The organism is Streptomyces sp. NRRL B-24085 (assembly GCF_001282115.1).
In the GTDB taxonomy this organism is placed as follows: Bacteria; Actinomycetota; Actinomycetes; order Streptomycetales; family Streptomycetaceae; genus Streptomyces.
The window spans coordinates 55228-76484 of the sequence record NZ_LJBR01000058.1 but is presented as its reverse complement, the minus strand read 5'-3'; the positions used below and the strand labels follow the sequence as shown (position 1 = coordinate 76484).

20 protein-coding genes are annotated in these 21257 nt (G+C 72.9%); 9 read left to right on the top strand and 11 right to left on the bottom strand.

Features of this window, described 5'->3' with window-relative positions:
* The first annotated feature begins 192 nt into the window (after nucleotides 1-192).
* Nucleotides 193-2028 carry a serine/threonine-protein kinase gene (locus tag AOJ26_RS09040; RefSeq protein ID WP_053847687.1) on the top strand — a complete coding sequence of 612 codons (1836 nt, stop codon included), beginning with the start codon at nucleotides 193-195 and terminating at the stop codon, nucleotides 2026-2028.
* A gap of 13 nt (nucleotides 2029-2041) precedes the next feature.
* A complete protein-coding gene (locus AOJ26_RS42750; protein ID WP_007380401.1) occupies nucleotides 2042-2218 on the top strand; it encodes a membrane protein in 177 nt (58 codons plus the stop codon).
* A 3-nt stretch (nucleotides 2219-2221) separates the two neighbouring features.
* On the opposite strand, the gene AOJ26_RS09035 is transcribed toward AOJ26_RS42750, so the two are convergent.
* Genes AOJ26_RS09035 through AOJ26_RS09020 form a run of 4 tightly spaced genes read right to left on the bottom strand, consistent with a single transcriptional unit; the run spans nucleotide 2222 to nucleotide 6247 of the window.
* Complete coding sequence (locus AOJ26_RS09035; protein WP_053847686.1) at nucleotides 2222-3427, bottom strand: sensor histidine kinase; 1206 nt, start codon at nucleotides 3425-3427, stop codon at nucleotides 2222-2224.
* Nucleotides 3424-5136, bottom strand: coding sequence for a cation acetate symporter (locus tag AOJ26_RS09030; protein WP_053847685.1), 1713 nt, complete (start codon nucleotides 5134-5136; stop codon nucleotides 3424-3426). Before AOJ26_RS09030 ends, AOJ26_RS09035 begins: the two co-directional genes overlap by 4 nt.
* The gene (locus AOJ26_RS09025; RefSeq protein ID WP_053847684.1) at nucleotides 5133-5495 is read right to left on the bottom strand and encodes a hypothetical protein; all 363 of its coding nucleotides are present in this window, start codon (nucleotides 5493-5495) and stop codon (nucleotides 5133-5135) included. Before AOJ26_RS09025 ends, AOJ26_RS09030 begins: the two co-directional genes overlap by 4 nt.
* Nucleotides 5496-5497: 2 nt before the next feature.
* A complete protein-coding gene (locus AOJ26_RS09020; RefSeq protein WP_053847683.1) occupies nucleotides 5498-6247 on the bottom strand; it encodes a LytR/AlgR family response regulator transcription factor in 750 nt (249 codons plus the stop codon).
* A 78-nt stretch (nucleotides 6248-6325) separates the two neighbouring features.
* Here AOJ26_RS09020 and AOJ26_RS09015 point away from each other — a divergent pair, with 78 nt between their 5' ends.
* The 7 genes from AOJ26_RS09015 (at nucleotide 6326) to AOJ26_RS08985 (ending at nucleotide 14788) form a co-directional block, all read left to right on the top strand.
* Nucleotides 6326-6814, top strand: a complete 489-nt coding sequence (locus tag AOJ26_RS09015) for an Lrp/AsnC family transcriptional regulator (protein WP_053847682.1) — start codon at nucleotides 6326-6328, stop codon at nucleotides 6812-6814.
* Between the two features lie 151 nt (nucleotides 6815-6965).
* Nucleotides 6966-7778 (top strand): dimethylargininase, encoded by an 813-nt coding sequence (gene ddaH, locus AOJ26_RS09010; protein WP_053847681.1) that lies wholly within the window; start codon nucleotides 6966-6968, stop codon nucleotides 7776-7778.
* The gene (gene rocD / locus AOJ26_RS09005; RefSeq protein WP_053847680.1) at nucleotides 7775-8995 is read left to right on the top strand and encodes an ornithine--oxo-acid transaminase; all 1221 of its coding nucleotides are present in this window, start codon (nucleotides 7775-7777) and stop codon (nucleotides 8993-8995) included. Before ddaH ends, rocD begins: the two co-directional genes overlap by 4 nt.
* Nucleotides 8996-9089: 94 nt before the next feature.
* Entirely contained in the window at nucleotides 9090-11522 is a 2433-nt protein-coding gene (locus tag AOJ26_RS09000) for a SpoIIE family protein phosphatase (protein ID WP_053847679.1), read from the top strand.
* 58 nt (nucleotides 11523-11580) lie between these two features.
* Nucleotides 11581-12825 carry a PP2C family protein-serine/threonine phosphatase gene (locus tag AOJ26_RS08995; RefSeq protein ID WP_053847678.1) on the top strand — a complete coding sequence of 415 codons (1245 nt, stop codon included), beginning with the start codon at nucleotides 11581-11583 and terminating at the stop codon, nucleotides 12823-12825.
* 140 nt (nucleotides 12826-12965) lie between these two features.
* Nucleotides 12966-13691: a lysophospholipid acyltransferase family protein gene (locus AOJ26_RS08990; RefSeq protein ID WP_053847677.1), complete on the top strand. Its 726-nt coding sequence runs from the start codon at nucleotides 12966-12968 to the stop codon at nucleotides 13689-13691.
* A 74-nt stretch (nucleotides 13692-13765) separates the two neighbouring features.
* Entirely contained in the window at nucleotides 13766-14788 is a 1023-nt protein-coding gene (locus AOJ26_RS08985) for an NAD-dependent epimerase/dehydratase family protein (RefSeq protein ID WP_053847676.1), read from the top strand.
* A 54-nt stretch (nucleotides 14789-14842) separates the two neighbouring features.
* Here the strand turns inward: AOJ26_RS08985 and AOJ26_RS08980 are convergent, their stop codons facing one another.
* The 7 genes from AOJ26_RS08980 to AOJ26_RS08950 form a co-directional block, all read right to left on the bottom strand.
* On the bottom strand, nucleotides 14843-16456 hold the full coding sequence (locus AOJ26_RS08980) for an alpha/beta hydrolase (RefSeq protein ID WP_053847675.1): 1614 nt from the start codon (nucleotides 16454-16456) through the stop codon (nucleotides 14843-14845).
* Nucleotides 16457-16584: 128 nt separating this feature from the next.
* Nucleotides 16585-17361 carry an urease accessory protein UreD gene (locus tag AOJ26_RS08975; RefSeq protein WP_053847674.1) on the bottom strand — a complete coding sequence of 259 codons (777 nt, stop codon included), beginning with the start codon at nucleotides 17359-17361 and terminating at the stop codon, nucleotides 16585-16587.
* On the bottom strand, nucleotides 17349-18026 hold the full coding sequence (ureG, locus tag AOJ26_RS08970; protein ID WP_053847673.1) for an urease accessory protein UreG: 678 nt from the start codon (nucleotides 18024-18026) through the stop codon (nucleotides 17349-17351). Before ureG ends, AOJ26_RS08975 begins: the two co-directional genes overlap by 13 nt.
* 93 nt (nucleotides 18027-18119) lie before the next feature.
* Nucleotides 18120-18794 (bottom strand): urease accessory protein UreF, encoded by a 675-nt coding sequence (locus AOJ26_RS08965; protein ID WP_053847672.1) that lies wholly within the window; start codon nucleotides 18792-18794, stop codon nucleotides 18120-18122.
* Nucleotides 18794-20515, bottom strand: coding sequence for an urease subunit alpha (locus AOJ26_RS08960; protein ID WP_053847671.1), 1722 nt, complete (start codon nucleotides 20513-20515; stop codon nucleotides 18794-18796). The genes AOJ26_RS08965 and AOJ26_RS08960 overlap by 1 nt, the downstream gene beginning before the upstream one ends.
* A complete protein-coding gene (locus AOJ26_RS08955) occupies nucleotides 20508-20819 on the bottom strand; it encodes an urease subunit beta (protein ID WP_053847670.1) in 312 nt (103 codons plus the stop codon). The genes AOJ26_RS08960 and AOJ26_RS08955 overlap by 8 nt, the downstream gene beginning before the upstream one ends.
* Before the next feature lie 8 nt (nucleotides 20820-20827).
* On the bottom strand, nucleotides 20828-21130 hold the full coding sequence (locus AOJ26_RS08950; protein WP_037710300.1) for an urease subunit gamma: 303 nt from the start codon (nucleotides 21128-21130) through the stop codon (nucleotides 20828-20830).
* Nucleotides 21131-21257: the final 127 nt, after the last annotated feature.

Here is a 21257-nt window from a genome sequence, read left to right as displayed (position 1 = left end):
CCGCCTCCCCCGCCGCCGCCGTCACCGCCTCCGTCGACGACCAGCGCGCCCGTCTCCAGCGCCCCTGCCACGACCGCGCCCGCCACCAGCGCGCCCGCCACCAGCGCGCCCGCGAGCGGTGCGCCCCTCACCGGCGGGCCGAGCACCACCGTCGCCGCCACTTAGCGTCCCGCAGAACCGGGGAGTCACCGGATGCCTTCAGGATCACCGACGTCGGGAGTGGGCCGGATCATCGCCGGCCGGTATCTGCTGCTGAACCCGCTCGGCAGCGGCGGCATGGGCCATGTGTGGCTCGCCCACGACCAGAGACTCGCCTGCGAGGTCGCGCTCAAGGAGATCGTGTTCCGCGACCCGGTGGAGGCGGGCCGCGAACGGGAGGCCCGGGTGGCGCGGGCCCGCGCGGAGGCCCGGCACGCGGCGGGGCTGCGGGGCCACCCCCACGTGGTGACGGTGCACGACGTGCTGGAGCACGAGGGGCTGCCGTGGATCGTCATGGAGTACGTCGCGGACGCCGTGGACCTGCGCGACCTGGTCGGGACCCGCGGCCCGCTCGCCCCGGCGGAGTGCGCCCGCATCGGCCTCGCCGTGCTCGACGCGCTGACCGCGGGGCACCGGCGGGGCGTGATGCACCGGGACGTGAAGCCGGCGAACATCCTGCTGGCGCCGGACCGCGGCGGGTCGCCGTACGGGCGCGTCCTGCTCACCGACTACGGCATCTCCGTGCAGCCCGACGCCGGGGAGACCCGGTACACGCTGGCATCGGTGCTGGTGGGCACGGCGGGCTACCTGGCGCCGGAGCGGGCCACGGGCGGTACGCCCACCCCGGCCGCCGACCTGTTCTCGCTGGGCTGCACGCTGTACCACGCGGTGGAGGGCGTGGGTCCCTTCGAGCGGGAGTCCCATCTCGCCGAGGTGACCGCTGTAGTCATGGAGGAGCCCCGGCCGGCCGTGCGCGCGGGTGCGCTGGGTCCCGTGCTCCGGGCGCTGCTCGCGAAGGACCCCGGGCAGCGGCTGTCGGCGGCGGAGGCGGAGGCCGCGCTGTCGCGGATCGTGACACCCGAGGCGGAGCCGTACGTCCGGACGCGCACCGACCTCGGTTCCCAGCCACCCTGGGCGGCCATGCAGGCGCCGCCGCCCCCGAGCGGGCACCAGGCGCCCCCCGAGGCGATTTCGCCCCAACGCCGCCACCGGCGGGAGCGCTCGCACGCCCTGCGGGCCGTCCTCGCCTGCGGTCTCGGGCTGCTGCTGGCCCTGGGCGGGGTGTGGTACGCCATGGCCGACCGGTCGTCGGACGGCGGCGGGGGCGGTCACCAGGACGCGCGCCGGCCGTACGGCGGGACGGTCGGCCTCACCGAACCGCTGCGGGACGGCGACTGCGTGACCGCCGACTGGCCGGGGTCGCAGCGGTTCCGGGGGACGCCCCGGCTGCGGCTGGACCCCGGCTGCGACACCGTCCCGGACGGCCAGGTGACGGCGTTCGCCGGGGCCGCCTCCGCGGACGAGGCGCGGCGGACGGGGGCGGCGGAGTGCGAGGAGCGGACGCGGGAGATCCGGGAGCGGCTCGCCGACGTCCGCAGCCAGGCCGTCGTGCCGACCGACGGCGGCTTCGAGGCGGCGGGGCGGCGCACCGCCTGTCTGGTGCTCGGGGCGAACGGACCGCTGTACGGGCCGGTCGGGACGCATCGCGCGCCGGGTTCGCCGTTCGCGGACACGGCGACCATGCAGCGGCGGGACTGCCTGGACGTGCGCACCAACCGGGACGCCCGGCTGGTCTCCTGCGCCGGCTCCTACGACGAGCAGGTGCTCGGATTCACCCGACTGGACCCCGACGTCACGCTGGCCGAGGCGAGGACCGAGTCGGACACGGCGTGCGCGCGGGACGTGCCGCCGGGCGACTACGGCTTCGATCCGTCCGTGTACACGGCGGGCTCCTGGACCAGTGAGGGACCCTGGAAGAACGGCACACATTTCGTCGTGTGCACCGTGCGCAGGCAGAACGGGGGCACCATGGAGGGGGACGAATCCTGAGGAGGGTGTTGCGATGCCCGGTAGCGGTTCCACGGACGGCTCGACCCGAACGATGGGGGTGCTCACCGTAGGCGGTCTCGTCGCGGTGACCGCCTACACGGTGGCGCTCGGCAGCAACGGCTGGCTGTGGTTCGGCTGGGTCGTGCTGGGTCTGATCACGCTCGGCATGGTGGCCACCCGCAGTACCTGACCGTCAGCCGTCGGTGAGGCGGCCCGCGGAGTGCACGCCCGGCTGGTACTTGGGCAGCCGGGCGGTGATCTTCATGCCGGCGCCGACGGCCGTCTCGATGACGAGGCCGTAGGCGTCGCCGTACACCTGGCGCAGCCGGTCGTCGACGTTGGACAGGCCGATGCCGCCGGAGGGGCTGACCTCGCCGGCGAGGATGCGGCGGAGCAGGACCGGGTCCATTCCGGCGCCGTCGTCCTCGATGACGACGAGGGCCTCGGCGCCGGCGTCCTGGGCGGTGATCTGGAGGTGGCACTTCTCGGCCTTGCCCTCCAGTCCGTGCTTGATGGCGTTCTCGACCAGGGGCTGGAGGCACAGGAAGGGCAGGGCGACCGGCAGTACCTCCGGGGCGATCTGGAGGGTGACGGAGAGGCGGTCGCCGAAGCGTGCCCTGACGAGTGCCAAGTAGTGGTCGATGGCGTGCAGTTCGTCGGCCAGGGTGGTGAAGTCACCGTGCCTGCGGAACGAGTAGCGGGTGAAGTCGGCGAACTCGAGGAGGAGTTCGCGGGCGCGCTCGGGGTCGGTGCGGACGAACGAGGCGATCACGGCGAGCGAGTTGAAGATGAAGTGCGGGGAGATCTGGGCCCTGAGTGCCTTGATCTCGGCCTCGATGAGCCGGGTGCGGGACTGGTCCAGGTCGGCCAGTTCGAGCTGGACGCTCACCCAGCGGGCGACCTCCCCGGCGGCGCGGACCAGGACGGCCGACTCGCGGGGCGCGCAGGCGACGAGGGCGCCGTGGACGCGGTCGTCGACGGTGAGCGGGGCGACGACCGCCCAGCGGACCGGGCAGTCGGGTGCGGCGCAGGTGAGCGGGAAGGCCTCGCCGCGGCCGGTCTCCAGCGGGCCGGCGAGGCGTTCCATGATCTCGGTGCGGTGGTGACCGCCGACGCCGTCCCAGGCCAGGACCTGTTTCTGGTCGGTGAGGCACAGCGCGTCCGTGCCGAGCAGCGAGCGCAGTCGGCGGGCCGACTTGCGGGCGGTCTCCTCGGTGAGCCCGGCCCGCAGCGGGGGCGCGGCCAGGGAGGCGGTGTGCAGGGTCTCGAAGGTGGCGTGCTCGACGGGGGTGCCGAGGCCGCCCAGGGTCTGCGGGCGGGCCGTGCGCCGGCCGAGCCAGAACCCGGCGGCGAGCAGCGGGAGGATCGCCACGCACAGCCCTGCCAGGAATCCGCTCACGCCTTCACCTCCGCCCTGAGCTCCTCCGGCAGGTGGAAGCGGGCCAGGATCGCCGCCGTGCCCGCCGGTACCCGGCCCGCGGTGGCCAGGGACACCAGCACCATGGTGAGGAAGCCGAGCGGCACCGACCAGAGCGCGGGCCAGGCGAGCAGGGCGCGCAGGGGGCCGTCGGCCGGGAACCCGGCCATGGTCGCGGCCACGGCGAGGAAGGCGGAGCCGCCGCCGACCAGCATGCCCGCGGCGGCGCCGGGCGGGGTGAGCCGCCGCCACCAGATGCCGAGCACGAGCAGCGGGCAGAACGAGGAGGCGGAGACGGCGAAGGCGAGCCCCACCGCGTCGGCGACGGGGAGTCCGCCGACCAGGACGCTCGCGGCGAGCGGGGCGCACATCGCGAGGACCGTGCCGAGCCGGAAGTGCCGTACGCCGCGCGAGGGCAGGACGTCCTGGGTGAGCACGCCCGCCACGGCCATGGTCAGCCCGGAGGCCGTGGAGAGGAAGGCTGCGAAGGCGCCGCCGGCCACCAGCGCGCCCAGCAGGTCGCCGCCGAGGCCGCCGATCATCCGCTCGGGGAGCAGCAGGACGGCGGCGTCGGCGTCCCCGGTGAGGGTGAGTTCGGGCGCGTACAGGCGGCCGAGGGCGCCGTAGACCGGGGGCAGGAGGTAGAAGCAGCCGATCAGGCCGAGGACGGCGACCGTGGTGCGGCGGGCGGCGACGCCGTGCGGGCTGGTGTAGAAGCGGACGACGACGTGCGGCAGGCCCATGGTGCCGAGGAAGGTGGCGAGGATCAGTCCGTACGTGGCGTACAGGGGCCGGTCCTCGCGGCCCGCGGCGAGGGAGGTCGACATGCCGTCGCTGGTGCCGCGGTCGGCGGCGGGGACCGTGCTGCCCTCGGCGAAGGTGAGGCGGGTGCCGCGTTCGATGCGGTGGGTGCCGGTGCCCAGTTCGAGTCTCCGGTCGTCGTGCGGGCGGCCGTCGACCGTGCCGGTGACGGTGACGGTCAGGGGGCTCTCCAGTGTGAGGTCGAGGGTGGAGTCGACGCGGACCACCCGCTGTTCGCGGAAGGCTGCCGGCTCCTCGAAGGCGTGGCTCGGGGCGCCGTCGCCCTGCCAGGCGAGGATGAGGAAGAGGGCGGGGACGAGCAGGGCGGTGAGCTTGAGCCAGTACTGGAAGGCCTGTACGAAGGTGATGCTGCGCATGCCGCCCGCGGCGACGGTGGCGACCACGACGACGGCCACGATGACTCCGCCGAGCCACTGGGGCGCCCCGGTGAGCACGGTCAACGTCAGTCCGGCGCCCTGGAGTTGGGGCAGCAGGTAGAGCCAGCCCACGCCGACCACGAAGGCGCCCGCGAGCCGCCGTACGGCCTGCGAGGCGAGCCGCGCCTCGGCGAAGTCGGGGAGGGTGTAGGCGCCGGAGCGGCGCAGCGGGGCGGCGACGAACAGGAGCAGGACGAGGTAGCCGGCCGTGTAGCCGACCGGGTACCAGAGCATGTCGGGGCCCTGGACGAGGACCAGTCCCGCGATGCCGAGGAAGGAGGCGGCGGACAGGTACTCGCCGCTGATGGCGGCCGCGTTGAGGCGGGGTCCGACGGTGCGGGAGGCGACGTAGAAGTCGGAGGTGGTGCGGGAGATGCGCAGGCCGAAGGCGCCGACGAGGACGGTGGCGACCACGACCAGGGCGACCGCGGGGACCGAGTAGCCGGAGTTCACCGGTCCTCGACCAGCCGTACGAAGTCCCGTTCGTTGCGTTCGGCGCGGCGCACGTACCAGCGGGCCAGCAGGACCATGGGGACGTACAGGCCGAAGCCGAGGACGCCCCATTCGAGGCGGTGGGCGTCGGGCATGGCCGCGAAGAGCAGCGGGAGCGGGCCGATGAGCAGTCCGAGGAAGGCGAACACCGCGAGGGCGGGGCGCAGTTGGGTGCGCATCAGGGAGCGGACGTAGGTGTGGCCGAGGGTGGTCTGCTCGTCGATCTCGGTGCGCGGCCGGTAGTAGCCGGAGGCGGGGCGGCCGCGGCGGGGCGGGCCGGTGACGACGACCCGGCGCTCCGCGGGATCCTGGTGCGGCACGGTCAGGGCCTCCTCATCAGCAGGTCCCGCAGCTCGCGCGTGTGGCGGCGGCTGACCTGGAGTTCCTCGCCGCCGACGAGGACGGACACGGTGCCCGCGTCCAGGCGGAGTTCGCCGACGTGGCGCAGGGCGACGAGGTGGCGGCGGTGGATGCGGACGAAGCCGCGCGAGCGCCAGCGATCCTCCAGCGTGGAGAGCGGGATCCGGACGAGGTGGCTGCCCTTGTCGGTGTGGAGGCGGGCGTAGTCGCCCTGGGCCTCGACGTGGGTGATGTCGTCGACGGCGACGAAGCGGGTCACCCCGCCGAGCTCGACGGGTATGTGGTCGGGGTCGGGTTCGTGCACGGGTATGCGGGGCGCGGCGTCGAGGCGCTCGGCGGCGCGGCGCACGGCCTCCGCGAGGCGTTCCTTGCGGACCGGTTTGAGGACGTAGTCGACGGCCTTGAGGTCGAAGGCCTGGACGGCGAAGTCCTCGTGGGCGGTGACGAACACGACGAGCGGCGGTTTGGCGAAGCCGGTGAGCAGCCGGGCGAGGTCGAGGCCGTCGAGGCCCGGCATGTTGATGTCGAGGAAGACGACGTCGATCGCCTCGGGCCCGTGCGGCCCGGACTCCAGGGCGCGGTTGATGCGGCGCAGCGCCTCGGTGGCGTCGCCGGCCCCCTCCACACTGCCGATCCGGGGGTCGGTGCTCAGGAGGTAGAGGAGTTCCTCCAGCGAGGGGCGTTCGTCGTCGACAGCCAGGGCGCGCAGCATGAACCCGGAGTGTAGGAGCAATTCGTACGACTGGACACGTGCGGAGGTGTGGGCGCCCCTGCTGGATACAGTGCCGACATGAACAGCAGGACCGTCGCGTTCGACGAGCTGGACCGGAAGATCATCACCGCGCTGATGGCGAACGCGCGGACCTCCTTCGCGGAGATCGGTGCGGCGATCGGGCTGTCGTCCACGGCGGTGAAGCGGCGGGTGGACCGGCTGCGGGAGACCGGGGTGATCACCGGGTTCACGGCCACGGTGGAGCCGTCGGCGCTGGGCTGGCGCACGGAGGCGTACGTCGAGGTGTACTGCGAGGGCGCGGCTCCGCCCCGGCGGCTCGCGGAGGTGGTCCGCAACCATCCGGAGATCACCGCGGCGATGACGGTGACCGGCGGCGCGGACGCGCTGCTGCACGTGCGGGCGCGGGACGTGGAGCACTTCGAGGAGGTGCTGGAGCGCATCCGCGTGGAGCCGTTCATCCGGAAGACGATCAGCGTGATGGTGCTGTCCCACCTCATCCCGGAGAGTCCCGAGGCGGGGGCGAGCCAGCCGGCACCCGAGGCGTAGCGAATAAACGCATCAAGCGTGCGTTTCACCGGATGAACTCGCAGCATTCCTGCGCGGACACGCAATTCCTGTCGCTTGTCGGGCCTGTCGCCCGTTTTCTACCGTGGTGTCAACCCCCCGTCGACACCGCAGGAAGCGGAGGAACCCCTCTGTGCCCGACTCCCGTGTGCCGCGGCGACGGCGTTTCCTCGTCTGCGAACCCAGACACTTCGCCGTGCAGTACGCGATCAATCCCTGGATGCATCCCGACACCCATGTCGACGTGGACCTCGCGCAGGAGCAGTGGCGGACCCTGATCCGCGCCTACGAGGCCCACGGTCACAGCGTCGACGCCGTGGAGCCGGTCCCCGGTCTCCCGGACATGGTCTTCGCCGCGAACTCGGCGGTCGTCGTCGGCGGCCGCGTCTTCGGCTCCCTCTTCCACGCGCCCGAGCGGCGCCCCGAGTCCACGCACTACGACCTGTGGTTCAAGAAGGCGGGCTACGACGTCCGGCGCCCCCAGGCGGTCTGCGAGGGCGAGGGCGACCTCGTCTGGACGGGCCGCTACGTGCTGGCCGGCACCGGGTTCCGCACGACCCGGGAGGCGCACCGCGAGGTGCAGGAGTTCTTCGGCCACCCGGTGATCAGCCTGACGCTGGTCGACCCGCACTTCTACCACCTGGACACCGCGCTGTTCGTCCTGGACGACGACAACATCGCCTATTTCCCGGAGGCCTTTTCGCCGGGCAGCCGCGAGGTACTCGCACGGCTGTACCCGGACGCGGTGCTCGCGACCCGCGACGACGCGATGGCGTTCGGCCTGAACTCCGTGTCCGACGGCCGGCACGTCTTCATCGCCCCGCAGGCCGAGGCCCTCGCCCTGCGCCTCCACGACCACGGCTATGTCCCCGTCCCCGTCGACCTCTCCGAGCTCCACAAGGCCGGCGGCGGCATCAAGTGCTGCACTCAGGAGATCCGCTCATGACCGCACCCGCAGGCACGCGTTCCTCCGCCGATCTCATCCGCGCCGAGGAGCCCGTCCTCGCGCACAACTACCATCCGCTGCCCGTGGTCGTCGCCCGGGCCGAGGGCACCTGGGTGGAGGACGTCGAGGGCCGCCGCTACCTCGACATGCTGGCCGGCTACTCCGCGCTGAACTTCGGCCACCGCCACCCGGCGCTGATCGAGGCCGCGCACCGGCAGCTCGACCGGCTGACGCTGACCTCCCGCGCCTTCCACAACGACCGCCTCGCCGAGTTCGCCGAGCGCCTGGCCGCCCTGACCGGCCTGGACATGGTGCTGCCGATGAACACCGGCGCGGAGGCGGTGGAGAGCGGCATCAAGGTGGCCCGCAAGTGGGCCTACGAGGTCAAGGGCGTCCCGGCCGACCGGGCGACCATCGTGGTGGCGGCGGACAACTTCCACGGCCGGACGACGACGATCGTGTCGTTCTCCACGGACGAGACGGCCAGGGCGGGCTTCGGCCCCTTCACGCCGGGCTTCCGGATCGTGCCGTACAACGACCTGGCGGCGCTGGAGGCGGCGGTCGACGAGACGACGGCCGCCGTGCTCCTGGAGCCCATCCAGGGCGAGGCGGGCGTGGTCGTCCCGGACGACGGCTATCTGACCGGCGTCCGCGAGCTCACCCGCCGCAAGGGCTGCCTGTTCGTCGCGGACGAGATCCAGTCGGGCCTCGGCCGCACGGGCCGCACCCTGGCCGTCGAGCACGAGGCGGCCGTCCCGGACGTCCTGCTGCTGGGCAAGGCCCTGGGCGGCGGCATCGTGCCGGTGTCCGCGGTGGTCGCCCGCCGGGACGTCCTCGGCGTGCTGCGGCCGGGCGAACACGGCTCGACCTTCGGCGGCAACCCGCTGGCGGCGGCGGTGGGCACGGCGGTGGTCGAACTCCTGGAGACGGGCGAGTTCCAGCGCCGGGCGGCCGAGCTGGGCGCGGTCCTGCGGGACGGCCTGGCGGACCTCGTGGGCAGCGGCGTGGTCGGCTTCCGCGCGCGGGGCCTGTGGGCGGGCGTGGACGTCGACCCGGCGATCGGCACGGGCAGGGAGGTGAGCCGGCGGCTGATGGACGAGGGGATCCTGGTCAAGGACACCCACGGCTCCACGATCCGCCTGGCGCCCCCGCTGACGATCACGGCGGCGGAGCTGGAGTCGGCGCTCGCAGTGCTCGGAAGGGTGCTGAGGCAGTAGCTCACCCGCCGCCCCCGGGCCGCGCTCTCCCCCACACCGGGTGAAGATGTGACGAAGAGGTGGTAGACCACTCTCAGCGACAGAGAGGTCGGCCGTGGGCGCTCAGGAGGAGCACGACACCGCGCGGCACCGGTTCGACGTGGCCGATGCCGCGCCTCTGCTGCTCGATGCCCGGGGCGTCGTCAGGGGCTGGACCAGGGACGCCGAGCGTCTGCTGGAGTACGGCGCCGCGGAGGCCGTGGGAATGACGGCCTCCGCGCTGCTGGTCGCCGAGGAGGCCCGGCGGCTGCCGGAGCTCGCCGCGCGGTGCCGCAGCGACGGCGGCTGGGCCGGGCTGCTGACCGCCCTGCGCCGGGACGGCCGGCCGCTCCGGGTCATGGTGCGGATCACCGCCGCCGACGACTCCGACGGCTCCACCCGCTGGCTGGTCCTGCTGTCGGAGATGGCCGAGGCCCCCGGCTGGGACATGAGCCGCCGCGTGCTGGAGCAGATGGTCACCCGCTCCCCCATCGGCATCGCGGTCGTGGACACGGACCTGCGCTGCGTGTGGTCCAACCCGGCCCTCGAACAGTTCGGGAGCGCCCCGGCCCAGCGTCGGCTGGGGCTGCGGTTCGCGGAGATCCAGCCGGGCCTGGACGCGGAGGCGATCGAGGCACAGATGCGGCGGGTACTGGAGACCGGTGAGCCGGTCGTGGGGTACGAGCACGTCGGCCGGGTCCGCTCCGCCCCGCACCGCGAGACCGCCCACACCATGTCGTTCACCCGGATCGACGACGACCGGGGACACCCGATGGGCGTCTACTACACGGTCGTCGACATCACCGAGCGGCACCGGGCCCGCCAGCGCCTCGCCCTGCTCGACCGGGCCGGCGAGTACATCGGCCGCAGCCTGGACATCCGGCGCACCGCGCAGGAGCTGGCCGACGTGGCGGTACCGGCGCTGGCCGACTACATCACCGTGGACCTGCTGGAGTCGGTGCTGCGGGGAGCGGAGCCCACCGCGCGGGTGACGCTGCTGCGGGCCGGGCAGCAGTCGGTGAACGAGGGCGTCCCCGAGGCCGTCGTCGAGGTCGGCGAGGCGGCCGCCTACCGGCCCGGCTCGCCCCCGCTGCGGTGTCTGGACGAGGGCACGTCCTTGCGGGAGGAGCGGCTGGACCCGCTGGCCGCGGAATGGGCGACCGACATACCCGGCGGACGGCAGGCCACCTTCCTGGAGCTTGGACTGCACAGTGCGATGGTCGTGCCGATCCGCGCACGGGGCGTCACCCTGGGCGTCACCGCCTTCTTCCGCCGGCGCCGCCAGGAACCCTTCGACGAGGACGACCTGAGCCTCGCCGAGGACCTCGTCTCGCGGGCCGCCGTGTGCGTCGACAACGCCTGGCGCTACACGAGGGAACGCGAGGCGGCGCTCGTCCTCCAGCGCAGTCTGCTCCCCCACCGGCTGCCCGAGCAGGACGCCGTGGAGGTGACCGCCTGCTACCGGCCCGCCGACGAGCTGACGGGTCTCGGCGGGGACTGGTACGACCTCATCCCGCTCTCCGGCGCCCGGGTCGCCCTCGTGGTCGGCGAGGTGCCCGGGCACGGGATCGGCGCCGCCGCGGCGATGGGCCGGCTGCGGACCGCCGTACGGACGCTGGCGGCGCTGGACCTGCCGCCCGAGGAGGTGCTGGGCCACCTCGACGACCTGGTGGGCCGGGCGGCGCGCGAGGAGGGGGTGGGGGCGGAGCCGGAGGACACCGGCAGCGCCCGGGGCTCGGGGTGCGTGTACGTCGTCTACGACCCGGTCGACGGGCAGTGCACGATGGCCGCCGCCGGGCATCCCGCGCCCGCCGTGATCCTGCCCGACGGCACAGTCGCCTTCGTGGACCTCCCGCAGGGGCCCTCGCTCGGCGTGGGCGGTCCGCCCTTCGAGTCGGTCGAGCTGGCGCTGGCCGAGGGCAGCACCCTGGCGCTGCACACCGACGGGCTGCTGGCCCGCGGCAAGGAGTGGGCCGTGGACGCGGGCCGGCACCGGCTGCGCCTGGCCCTGGAGAGGCCCGCGCCCTCGCTGGACCTGCGCTGCCGTGCCGTGGTCGACGCCCTGGCCCCGGACCGGCCGCACGACGACGTGGCCCTGCTCATGGCCCGCACCCGGCTGCTGGGTCCCGACCAGGTCGCGGACTGGGACGTGCCCGTCGACCCGGCCCGGGTCGCCGAGGCCCGCAAGACGGCGTCCCGGCAGCTCACGGAGTGGGGCCTGGAGGAGTTGGCGTTCACGACGGAGCTGGTCGTCAGCGAACTGGTCACCAACGCCATCCGGCACGCCGTCGGCCCGATCCGGCTCCGGCTGATCCGGGAGCGCTCCCTGATCTGCGAGGTGCTCGACAGCGGGGACACCGCGCCCCACCTGCGCCACCCGCGCACCACCGACGAGGGCGGCCGGGGACTGCTGCTGGTGTCCCAGTTCGCCCGGCGCTGGGGCACCCGGTTCGTACCGGAGGGAAAGATCATCTGGGCCGAGCAGTCCCTCACGGATCCGCCGGACTGACCGCCGGACCCCCCATACCGTGCGAAACTGGTGCGATCCCGGCGGGGAGGCGGCAGCCATGAGCGACAGACCCACCGACACCGACTCCATCGACTACCCGGCCGTGTTCCAGGCCCTGCCCGGCATGGTCGCGCTGCTCACGCCCGACCTGGTGTACGCGGACGTCAACGAGGAGTTCCTGCGCATGGCCGGGCGCCGGCGCGAGGAGGTCGTGGGCCGCTACCTCTTCGACGTCTTCCCGGACAACCCGAACGACTCCGCGCCGAGCGGCATGCGCAACCTGGCCGCCTCGCTGCGCCGGGTCGTGGAGACCGGGGAGCGCGACTCCATGGCCCTCCAGCGGTACGACGTCGAGGCGCCGGGCCGGCCGGGAGTGTGGCAGGAGCGCTACTGGAGCCCCTGCAACGCCCCGGTGTTCGGCGCGGACGGCAAGGTCGAACTGCTCGTGCACCGGGTCGAGGAGGTCACCGAGCTGATCCGGGCCCGCGGCGCCGGAAGCGGTGACCGCGACCGCGTCCTGGAGGCCGAGCTGTACACCCGCGCCCGTGAACTCCAGGCGCTCAACGAGCAGTTGCGACAGGCCCACGCCCGGGACCGCGAGGTCGCCCTGGCCCTCCAGGACGCCATGCTGCCCACCCGCCGGCAGACGCTGCACCACCGGGCCGCCGTGCGCTACCGCCCGGCGGTCGGCGCACTGCACGTGTGCGGCGACTGGTACGACCTGGTCGACCTGGTGGGCGGCCACCGCGTCGGTGTCTCGGTCGGCGACGTGGTGGGCCACGGGCTCGCCGCCGCCGGGGTGATGGGCCAGCTCCGCAGCGCCCTGAGCGCCGCCTCCCGGGTGGCCGAGGGCCCGGCCCAGGCGCTGGACGTGCTGGGCCGGTACGCCCACGTCGTCGACGGTGCCGAGTCCGCCACCGCGGTCACCACCTTCATCGACTTCGACCACGGCACCCTCACCTACAGCAGCGCGGGGCACCCACCGCCGATGCTGGTGCACGCCGACGGCCGGGTGGAGTGCCTGGACAAGGCGACCGACCCGCCGCTCGACGCCCGCCCCGACCCGATGCCCCGGCCGCAGGCCGCGACCGCCTTCACCGACGGCGCCACCCTCGCGCTCTACACCGACGGCCTGGTGGAGCGGCGCCGCGAGGACATCGACACGGGGCTCGCCCGGCTGGCCGACTCCCTCGCCCGGCACCGCGAGGACGACCCCGAGACGCTCGCCGACGCGGTCCTGCTGGAACTGCTTCCGCCCGGCGGCGCCACGGACGACACGGCCCTGGTGATCGTGAGGCTGTGAACAGGCCGAGGTCGGCGGAGCTGCCCCCGGCCCTGTTCCGGGGCCCGCCACCTGCGCCTACACTGGCAGCCCCATCTCACGCCGGTTGACCAGCCAGAACGCGGAGTTGAGCCGTCCGCCCGACCGAGGAGCGCCCCCTCTTGTTCTACTACCTGCTCAAATACGTGCTGCTGGGGCCGTTGCTGAGACTGGTCTTCCGGCCTCGAATAGAAGGCCTGGAGCACATTCCGGAGTCGGGTGCGGCCATCGTCGCCGGCAACCACCTGTCCTTCTCCGACCACTTCCTGATGCCCGCGGTGCTCAAGCGGCGCATCACCTTCCTGGCGAAGGCCGAGTACTTCACCGGCCCCGGCATCAAGGGCCGGCTGACCGCCTTCTTCTTCCGCAGCGCCGGGCAGATCCCGGTCGACCGGTCCGGCAAGGAAGCGGGTCAGGCCGCCATCCGCGAGGGCCTCGGCGTGCTGCGCAAGGACGAGCTGCTCGGCATCTACCCGGAGGGCACCCGCTCCCACGACGGCCGCCTCTACAAGGGCAAGGTCGGCGTCGCGGTGATGGCGCTCAAGGCGCAGGTCCCGGTCATCCCCTGCGCGATGATCGGCACCTTCGAGGCCCAGCCGCCCGGCAAGGTCATCCCCAACATCCATCCCGTGGTGATCCGCTTCGGCGAGCCGCTGGACTTCTCCCGCTACGCCGGGATGGAGAACGAGAAGGCGATCCTGCGGGCCATCACCGACGAGATCATGTACGCGATCCTGACGCTGTCCGAGCAGGAGTACGTCGACCAGTACGCGGCCGTGGTGAAGGCGGAGGAGACCGCCGCGCGCCAGGAGAGGGAGCGCAAGTTCCCCCGGATGCCGCTGAGCTGAGGTCTGCCGTCGGCAGAAGCCCCTGGAGAAGGCGGAGCCGGCCGCCGTACGGTCGCCCCATGACACGACGTGCTGTGGTGGTCGGAGCGACGGGACAGATCGGGCGGGCGGCCGTGGGTGCGCTGGCCCGGGACGGCTGGGAGGTGACGGCCGTCTCCCGGGGCGGCGGACGGGACGAGAGCTGGCCCGCCGAGGTGCGCACCGCGCGGGCCGACCGGGCGGACGACACCGCGCTGGCGGCCGCGGTGGGCGACGACTGCGAGGTTTTGGTCGACATGGTGGCCTACGGTCCCGCGCACGCACGGCAGTTGCTGTCGCTGTCCGACCGCGTGGGCTCGGCCGTGGTGGTCTCCAGCGTGTCGGTGTACGAGGACGACAAGGGCCGCAACTTCGACACCCAGGGCGAGCCGGACGGCTTCCCGGAGTACCCGGTGCCGCTGACCGAGGACCAGCGGACCGTCACCCCCGGCGACACCTCGTACAGCACGCGCAAGGCGGGGCTGGAACGTGAACTACTGGAGGCTGGGGAGCAGTTGCCGGCCACACTGCTGCGGGCCGGCGCGATCCACGGACCGCACTGCCGGACCCCGCGCGAGCTCTACTTCGTCAAGCGCAACCTGGACGGCCGGTCCCGGCGCGTCCTCCCGTTCGGCGGCAGGAGCCGCTTCCATCCGGCGAGCGTCCACAACATCGCGGAGCTGATCCGGCTCGCGGCCGCGCGGCCGGGCACCCGGGTCCTGAACGCGGTGGATCCGGACGCCCCGACGGTGGCGGAGATCGCCGCCGCGATCGACGCCGTCATGGGTGCGGACACCGAGACGATCGTGCTGGACGGGCCGCCGCCGTCGCCGGCCGTGGGCGACACCCCGTGGTCGGTGCCGGCGCCGGTGGTCTGCGACATGTCCGCCGCCGAGCGGGAGTTGGGCTACCGCGCCGTCGTCCGGTACGCGGACCGGCTGCCGGAGACCGTCGCCTGGATCGAGGCCCAACTGGCCGGACGGGACTGGCGGGAGGCGTACCCGAGGATGTTCGAGACCTACGGCGACCTCTTCGACTACGCGGCGGAGGACGCGTATCTCGACTCGCTGGGCGCATGAGGAAGGGGCGGCCCGTGGACCGGGCCGCCCCTCCTTCGTCGTACGGGATACCGCTTACGGCTTCGGCGTGGCGTGCGGGGTGCAGGTCACGTCGGTCCTGTCGAGCTTGCCGGTGAGCAGGTAGGTGTCGACCCGCGTGTTGATGCAGGGGTTGACCAGACCGGTCACGCCGTGGGAGCCCGCGTCCTTCTCGGTGATCAGGCGGGAGCCCTTGAAGCGCTTGTGCAGCTCGACGCCGCCCTCGTACGGGGTGGCCGCGTCACGCTCGGACTGCACGATCAGCACGCCGGGCAGGCCCTTGCCGGTCTTGACGTTCACGGGCGTCTGCTGCTTGACGGGCCAGGTGGCGCAGGGCAGGTTCAGCCAGGCGTTGGCCCAGGTCATGAACGGGTACTTCTGGTGCAGCGCGGTGTTGTCCCGGTCCCACTTCTTCCAGCTGGTGGGCCACTTGGCGTCGGTGCACTCGACGGCCGTGTAGACGGCGTTGCCGTTCTCCGAGGAGATGTTGCCCGCGGTGTCGGTGAGGTCCGGGGCGGCCGCGTCGACCAGCGCCTGGGTGTCGCCGGCGAAGTACTTGCTGAACGCCGTGGCGACCGGGACCCACGAGGAGTCGTAGTACGGGGCGCTCTGGAAGAAGCCGATCAGCTCGGCCGGTCCTACGACCCCGCCGAGGGGGTTCTTCTTGGCGGTGGCCCGCAGTTCGAGCCACTTCGCCTCGACCGCGGCCCGGGTGGTGCCGAGGTGGAAGGTGGCGTCGTTGGCGGCGACCCAGTCCTCCCAGTCCTTCCAGCGGCCCTCGAAGGCGATGTCCTGGTCGAGGTTGGCCTCGTACCAGATCTTCTCCCGGGACGGGTTGACCACGCTGTCGACGATCATGCGCCGCACGTGGCCGGGGTACATCGTGCCGTAGACCGCGCCGATGTAGGTGCCGTAGGAGACGCCCAGGTAGTTGAGCTTCTTCTCGCCGAGCGCGGCGCGGATGACGTCCAGGTCGCGCACGGTGTTCGGCGTGGTCATCTGCTGGAGCATCGCCTTGCCGGTGCGCTCGGCACAGCCCTCGGCGTACTCACGGGCCAGCTTGCGCTGGGCGAGCTTGTCGGCCTCGCTGTCCGGCACCGGGTCCATCTTGGGCGCCTTCACGAACTCCTGCGGGTCCATGCAGGAGATGGGCGCGGAGTGGCCGACACCGCGCGGGTCGAAGCCCACGAAGTCGTACGCCTTGGCCGCGTTCGCCCAGATCGGGTTCTTGTTGACGACGCGGAGCGGGAAGCGCATGCCCGAGCCGCCGGGTCCGCCCGGGTTGTAGACGAGGGCGCCCTGGCGCTCCGCCTTGGTGCCGGTGTTGCCGATGCGGTCGACGGCGAGCTTGATCTGCTTGCCGTTCGGCCGCGCGTAGTCCAGCGGCACGCTGACCCAGCCGCACTGGACCGGCTTCGCGATGCCCCAGTCGGCGGGGCAGTCCGCCCAGTCGATGCCGGCCTTCGCGGCGCGGGCCGCGGCGATCGCGGCGCCCACGGCCTCACGGTCCTGTGCGTGCCGGCCCGTGCGGTCGGACGTGTTGGCGCCGGACGCGGGTGCCGCGACGGCACCGGATATCAGTGTGGCCGTGATGAGCACACCGGCCGAACCGAGTGCCGTGGTGCGCCACTTCGGTTTCGTCTCCCTCAAGAGGGACCCCTCCCCGTACGTCGTTTCGATTCCTCCGGGGATCCTCGTGGTTGTGAAGTCGCTGTGAACAGGGTTTGCCGGGCTTCTTTGCCAATCCGATAAACGGAAGAACCTGTTCGCTCGGCGGACTAGGGCGCGAACTCCCCCAGAGCCGCGTCCAGCACCCGGCGCAACAGCAGGGCGTCCGGGGCCACGGCGGTGACGAGCGCGGCCGGTCCGGCGAGGGGCATGACGGCGGCGCCCTCGCCGAGCACCCGCGCCGGCACCGGCTGGTCGGCGAACTCCGGCCGTACGACGAGGAGCTGGCCGACCGCCCGGTGACCCGCGAGCACGGCAGGGCCGTCCCAGCCCGCCGGCGCCCCCGGCCCGCAGGCCAGCTCCTGGTCGAGCACCGTCCGTCCCGCGACCCGCAGCACCAGCCGGCTGCTCAGCCTGCCCGGCTCCTCCCCCACCCGTCCGAGGACCTGTTCCTCCCGCAGCACGAGGCGGCCCGTCGCGCCGATGTCGATCCGTGTGCCGACGGACAGGTCGCTGCCGCCCGCTGAGATCAACTGTTCCGGCAGCCAGCGCAGTTCGCCGCCATCGGCGACTGTGAGCCGTACGTCGTAGCGGGCCCCGTCCTTGGTCTGCCCCGGCAGGGCGATCGTGGCGGCGGCCGAGCCGACGCGCAGCCGGGCGCCCTGCCCGACCTCGGCCTCGACGGTGAAGTGGTCGCCGCCGAGGGGCCCGCTCATCGCGCCGACGAGCACGACCCGTGTCTCCGCGCCGCTCCCCCGGGTGCGACGCAGCGCCAGCGGTCCGTCGCTCTCCAGCACGGGCAGGACGGTGCCGCCGCGGCCGTCGTCCCGGGCGACCAGCCGTGCGGTGGCCCGCACGCCGGTCACGGCCGTGGTCACGCCGTCCACGCGGCGAGCTGCGACCGCACCCAGTCGGCGACGTCCGCGACGCCGGTCTCGCTCCGCAACGACTGGAGGACTACGGGGAGTTCGGCGCGCTGGGCCTTGGCGTCGGCGGCCATCCGCGCCAGGTCGGAGCCGACGTACGGGGCCAGGTCGGTCTTGTTGACGACGAGCAGGTCGGCGGTGGTGACGCCGGGGCCGCCCTTCCTCGGGATGTCGTCTCCCCCGGCCACGTCGATGACGAAGATTTGGGCGTCGACCAGGCCCTTGGAGAAGGTGGCGGTGAGGTTGTCGCCGCCGCTCTCGACGAGGATCAGGTCCAGGGGGCCGACCGCCTCCTCCAGGTCCTCCACGGCTTCCAGGTTGGCGGAGATGTCGTCCCTGATCGCCGTGTGGGGGCAGGCTCCGGTCTCCACGGCGGTGATCCGCTCGGGCGGCAGCACGGCCTCCCTGAGCAGGAACTCGGCGTCCTCACGGGTGTAGATGTCGTTGGTGACGACGGCGAGGGACAGTTCGTCGCGCAGGGCGCGGCAGAGGGCGGCGACGGTTGCGGTCTTGCCGGAGCCGACGGGGCCGCCGAGGCCGATGCGGAGGGCTCGGCGGGTGCCGTCTTTCCGGTGGGCGTCGGCGCTCAGTGCTGCGGGGCCGTCGTGGGAGTGGTCGAGGTGCATGTGCGGCTCCTTCTGTGTGCGTTGTCGGGTGCGGGTTCGGTGGGGGCTGGTCGCGCAGTTCCCCGCGCCCCCAGGTGGGTTGCCTGAGCGCGCCTATGATGCGAACAGGCGTATGGGCCAGGCCGCGTGCACTTCTGCTCCGATTTCCAGCAGGGGTGCGGATGCTGCGGGCAACTCGTCGACTCCCCCGGCCGCGGCTCTCCTTGCCGCCTCCACCGCCAGGGCCGCGACCCGGTCCAGCTCCGGGGCCAGGCGGGCCAGTACGGCTGTCGCGTCGAAGGGGTCCAGGCTCAGCAGGCGGACCGTCGCGCTCGCCGGACCGCTCACGCTCTCGTACGCCGCGCAGTGCGCCGCGTCCACGGGTTCCAGGCCCGCCGCGCGTGCCGTCAGGCCCAGCACCACCGGCTGGTGCGTCCCCTTCGGGAACTCCCTTGCCAGACCGTCGAGTTCGGGCGAGGGCCAGGTCGCCCGGGCCGCTCGCAGCAGTTGCCGGCCCAGCTTCCTCGCGGCGGTCCGCAGCGCGGGCGACGGGGTACGGGCGTCCGCTGCCGCGTCCAGCTCCGCGGGAGGCACTCCGAGCACGGCCGCCGCGGCCAGCGCCGAGGACACCAGCCCCGTCGTGTGCAACCGGCCCCGGCAGAAGTACTCCAGGCTCGGCGCGTCCGTGACCCGCCCCGCCTTCACGGCCGCCTCCGCCCCGCCGGAGTGCGCGTGGCCCCCGGCGGGAAAGCGGCCGTCGGCCAGGACCAGAAGTGCGGCCCTGGACATCAGAAGAGGAAGTAACGCTGGGCCATGGGCAGTTCGGCCGCGGGTGTGGCCTCCACCAGCTCCCCGTCGATGTGCACGGCGAAGCTGTCGGGGTCGACGCGTACGTCGGGCCGGGCGTCGTTCTCGCGCATGTCGGCCTTGGTGACCCCGCGCGTCGACTCGATCGCCACGAACCGCTTGGCGAGCTGGAGCCGCTCGGGCAGCCCGTCCTCTATGGCGAGGGGCGCCACGAAGTTGAAGGAGTTCGCGGCCGGGGCCCGCCCGATCGCCCCGTACATCGGCCGGGGAAGGATCGGCTGCGGGGTCGGGATGGACGCGTTCGCGTCGCCCATCTGCGCGTAGGCGATCTGGCCGCCCTTGATGACGAGGTGCGGCTTGACGCCGAAGAACGCCGGCTCCCAGAGCACCAGGTCGGCCAACTTGCCGGTCTCGACGGAACCGATCTCGTGGGAGAGGCCCTGGGCGACCGCCGGGTTGATCGTGTACTTGGCGACATAGCGCCGTACCCGGTGGTTGTCCGCCCGTCCGTCGCCCGGCAGGGCGCCCCGGCGCCGCTTCATGACGTGCGCGGTCTGCCAGGTCCGCATGACGACCTCGCCGACCCGGCCCATGGCCTGGGAGTCGGAGGAGATGATGGAGATGGCGCCCAGGTCGTGCAGGATGTCCTCGGCGCCGATGGTCGTGGGGCGGATGCGGGACTCGGCGAAGGCGAGGTCCTCCGGTACCGCCGCGTTGAGGTGGTGGCACACCATCAGCATGTCGAGGTGTTCCTCGGCGGTGTTGACGGTGAAGGGCCGGGTCGGGTTGGTCGAGCTGGGCAGCACGTGCGGCTGGGAGACCACCGTCATGATGTCCGGCGCGTGCCCGCCGCCCGCGCCCTCGGTGTGGTAGGCGTGGATGCCGCGTCCGGCGATCGCGGCCAGCGTGTCGCCCACGAATCCGGCCTCGTTGAGGGTGTCCGTGTGGATGGCGACCTGGATGCCGGTCCGCTCGGCGACGGTCAGCGAGGCGTCGATGACGGCCGGGGTCGAGCCCCAGTCCTCGTGCAGCTTCAGGCCGAGGGCGCCGCCGCGGATCTGCGACAGCATCGCCTCGTGGGAGACGGTGTTGCCCTTGCCGAGGAAGCCGATGTTGAGCGGGTACTGCTCCATCGCCTCCAGCATCCTGGCGAGGTGCCAGGGGCCGGGGGTGACGGTGGTGGCCTTGGAGCCCTCGGCGGGGCCGGTGCCGCCGCCGACCAGGGTGGTGATGCCGGCGGCCAGCGCCTCGTCGGCGATCTGCGGGCAGATGAAGTGGACGTGCGCGTCGATGGCGCCGGCCGTCAGGATCCTGCCGTTGCCCGCGATGACCTCGGTCTCGGGGCCGATCACCAGGTCCGGGTGGACCCCGTCCATGGTGTCGGGGTTGCCCGCCTTGCCGATGCCGGTGATCCGGCCGTCGCGGATGCCGATGTCGGCCTTGACGACCCCCCAGTGGTCGACGACGACCGCGCCCGTGATGACGGTGTCCGGGGTGCCCTCCGCGCGGGTGGCCCGTGACTGGCCCATCGACTCGCGGATGACCTTGCCGCCGCCGAACACGGCCTCGTCACCGGCGCGACCGGGTCCGCCGGAACGATCCTCCTCGACCTCGATCAGCAGATCGGTGTCCGCGAGCCGGATCCGGTCGCCGGTGGTGGGGCCGAACAGGTCGGCGTAGGCGGCACGGGAGATCTCAGGCATCGAGGGCACCTCCGGTCTCCCCGCGCAGTCCCGGCACCACGCGGGCGCCGGTGAGCGGGACGAGTTCCACGTCGACCGGGATGCCGGGCTCGAAGCGCACGGCGGTGCCGGCGGCGATGTTCAGCCGCTTGCCGCGGGCCGCGGCCCGGTCGAACTCCAGGCCGGGGTTGGTCTCGGCGAAGTGGTAGTGGGAGCCGACCTGGACGGGCCGGTCGGCGGCGTTGAGGACGGTGAGGCGGGTGATCTCACGGCCCTCGTTGTAGGCGATCGGCCCCTCGTCGAAGAGGATCTCTCCGGGAATCATCGGGCCCCTCAGACGATCGGGTCGTGGACGGTGACGAGCTTGGTGCCGTCCGGGAAGGTGGCCTCGACCTGGACGTCGTGGATCATCTCGGGGATGCCCTCCATGACGTCGTCGCGGGACAGCAACGTCCGTCCGGAGGCCATGAGTTCGGCGACGGTACGGCCGTCACGCGCGCCTTCGAGGATGTGCGAGGTGATGAGGGCGACCGCCTCGGGGTGGTTGAGCCTGAGCCCGCGGGCCCGACGCTTCTCGGCCACGTCGGCCGCCACGTGGATGAGCAGCCTCTCTTGCTCGTGCGGGGTCAGTTGCACGTCCCACCTCACAGTCCTCGCTCCGGACCGTGCGGGGCCCGGTTGCCTCGGCCCCCGGGGCAAAGTCCCTGGTGGCGTGGATCCGCAGGCTAGTTGGATCCGGTTTCAGGCACGTTAACCGCGCTGT

Bases quoted from the DNA above. Each gene is read 5' to 3' on its own strand.
- AOJ26_RS09040 (WP_053847687.1), top strand. From the start codon at position 193: ATGCCTTCAGGATCACCGACGTCGGGAGTGGGCCGGATCATCGCCGGC.
- AOJ26_RS42750 (WP_007380401.1), top strand. From the start codon at position 2,042: ATGCCCGGTAGCGGTTCCACGGACGGCTCGACCCGAACGATGGGGGTG.
- AOJ26_RS09020 (WP_053847683.1), bottom strand. From the start codon at position 6,247: ATGCTGCGCGCCCTGGCTGTCGACGACGAACGCCCCTCGCTGGAGGAA.
- AOJ26_RS09015 (WP_053847682.1), top strand. From the start codon at position 6,326: ATGAACAGCAGGACCGTCGCGTTCGACGAGCTGGACCGGAAGATCATC.
- rocD (WP_053847680.1), top strand. From the start codon at position 7,775: ATGACCGCACCCGCAGGCACGCGTTCCTCCGCCGATCTCATCCGCGCC.
- AOJ26_RS08995 (WP_053847678.1), top strand. From the start codon at position 11,581: ATGAGCGACAGACCCACCGACACCGACTCCATCGACTACCCGGCCGTG.
- ureG (WP_053847673.1), bottom strand. From the start codon at position 18,026: ATGCACCTCGACCACTCCCACGACGGCCCCGCAGCACTGAGCGCCGAC.
- AOJ26_RS08965 (WP_053847672.1), bottom strand. From the start codon at position 18,794: ATGTCCAGGGCCGCACTTCTGGTCCTGGCCGACGGCCGCTTTCCCGCC.
- AOJ26_RS08960 (WP_053847671.1), bottom strand. From the start codon at position 20,515: ATGCCTGAGATCTCCCGTGCCGCCTACGCCGACCTGTTCGGCCCCACC.
- AOJ26_RS08955 (WP_053847670.1), bottom strand. From the start codon at position 20,819: ATGATTCCCGGAGAGATCCTCTTCGACGAGGGGCCGATCGCCTACAAC.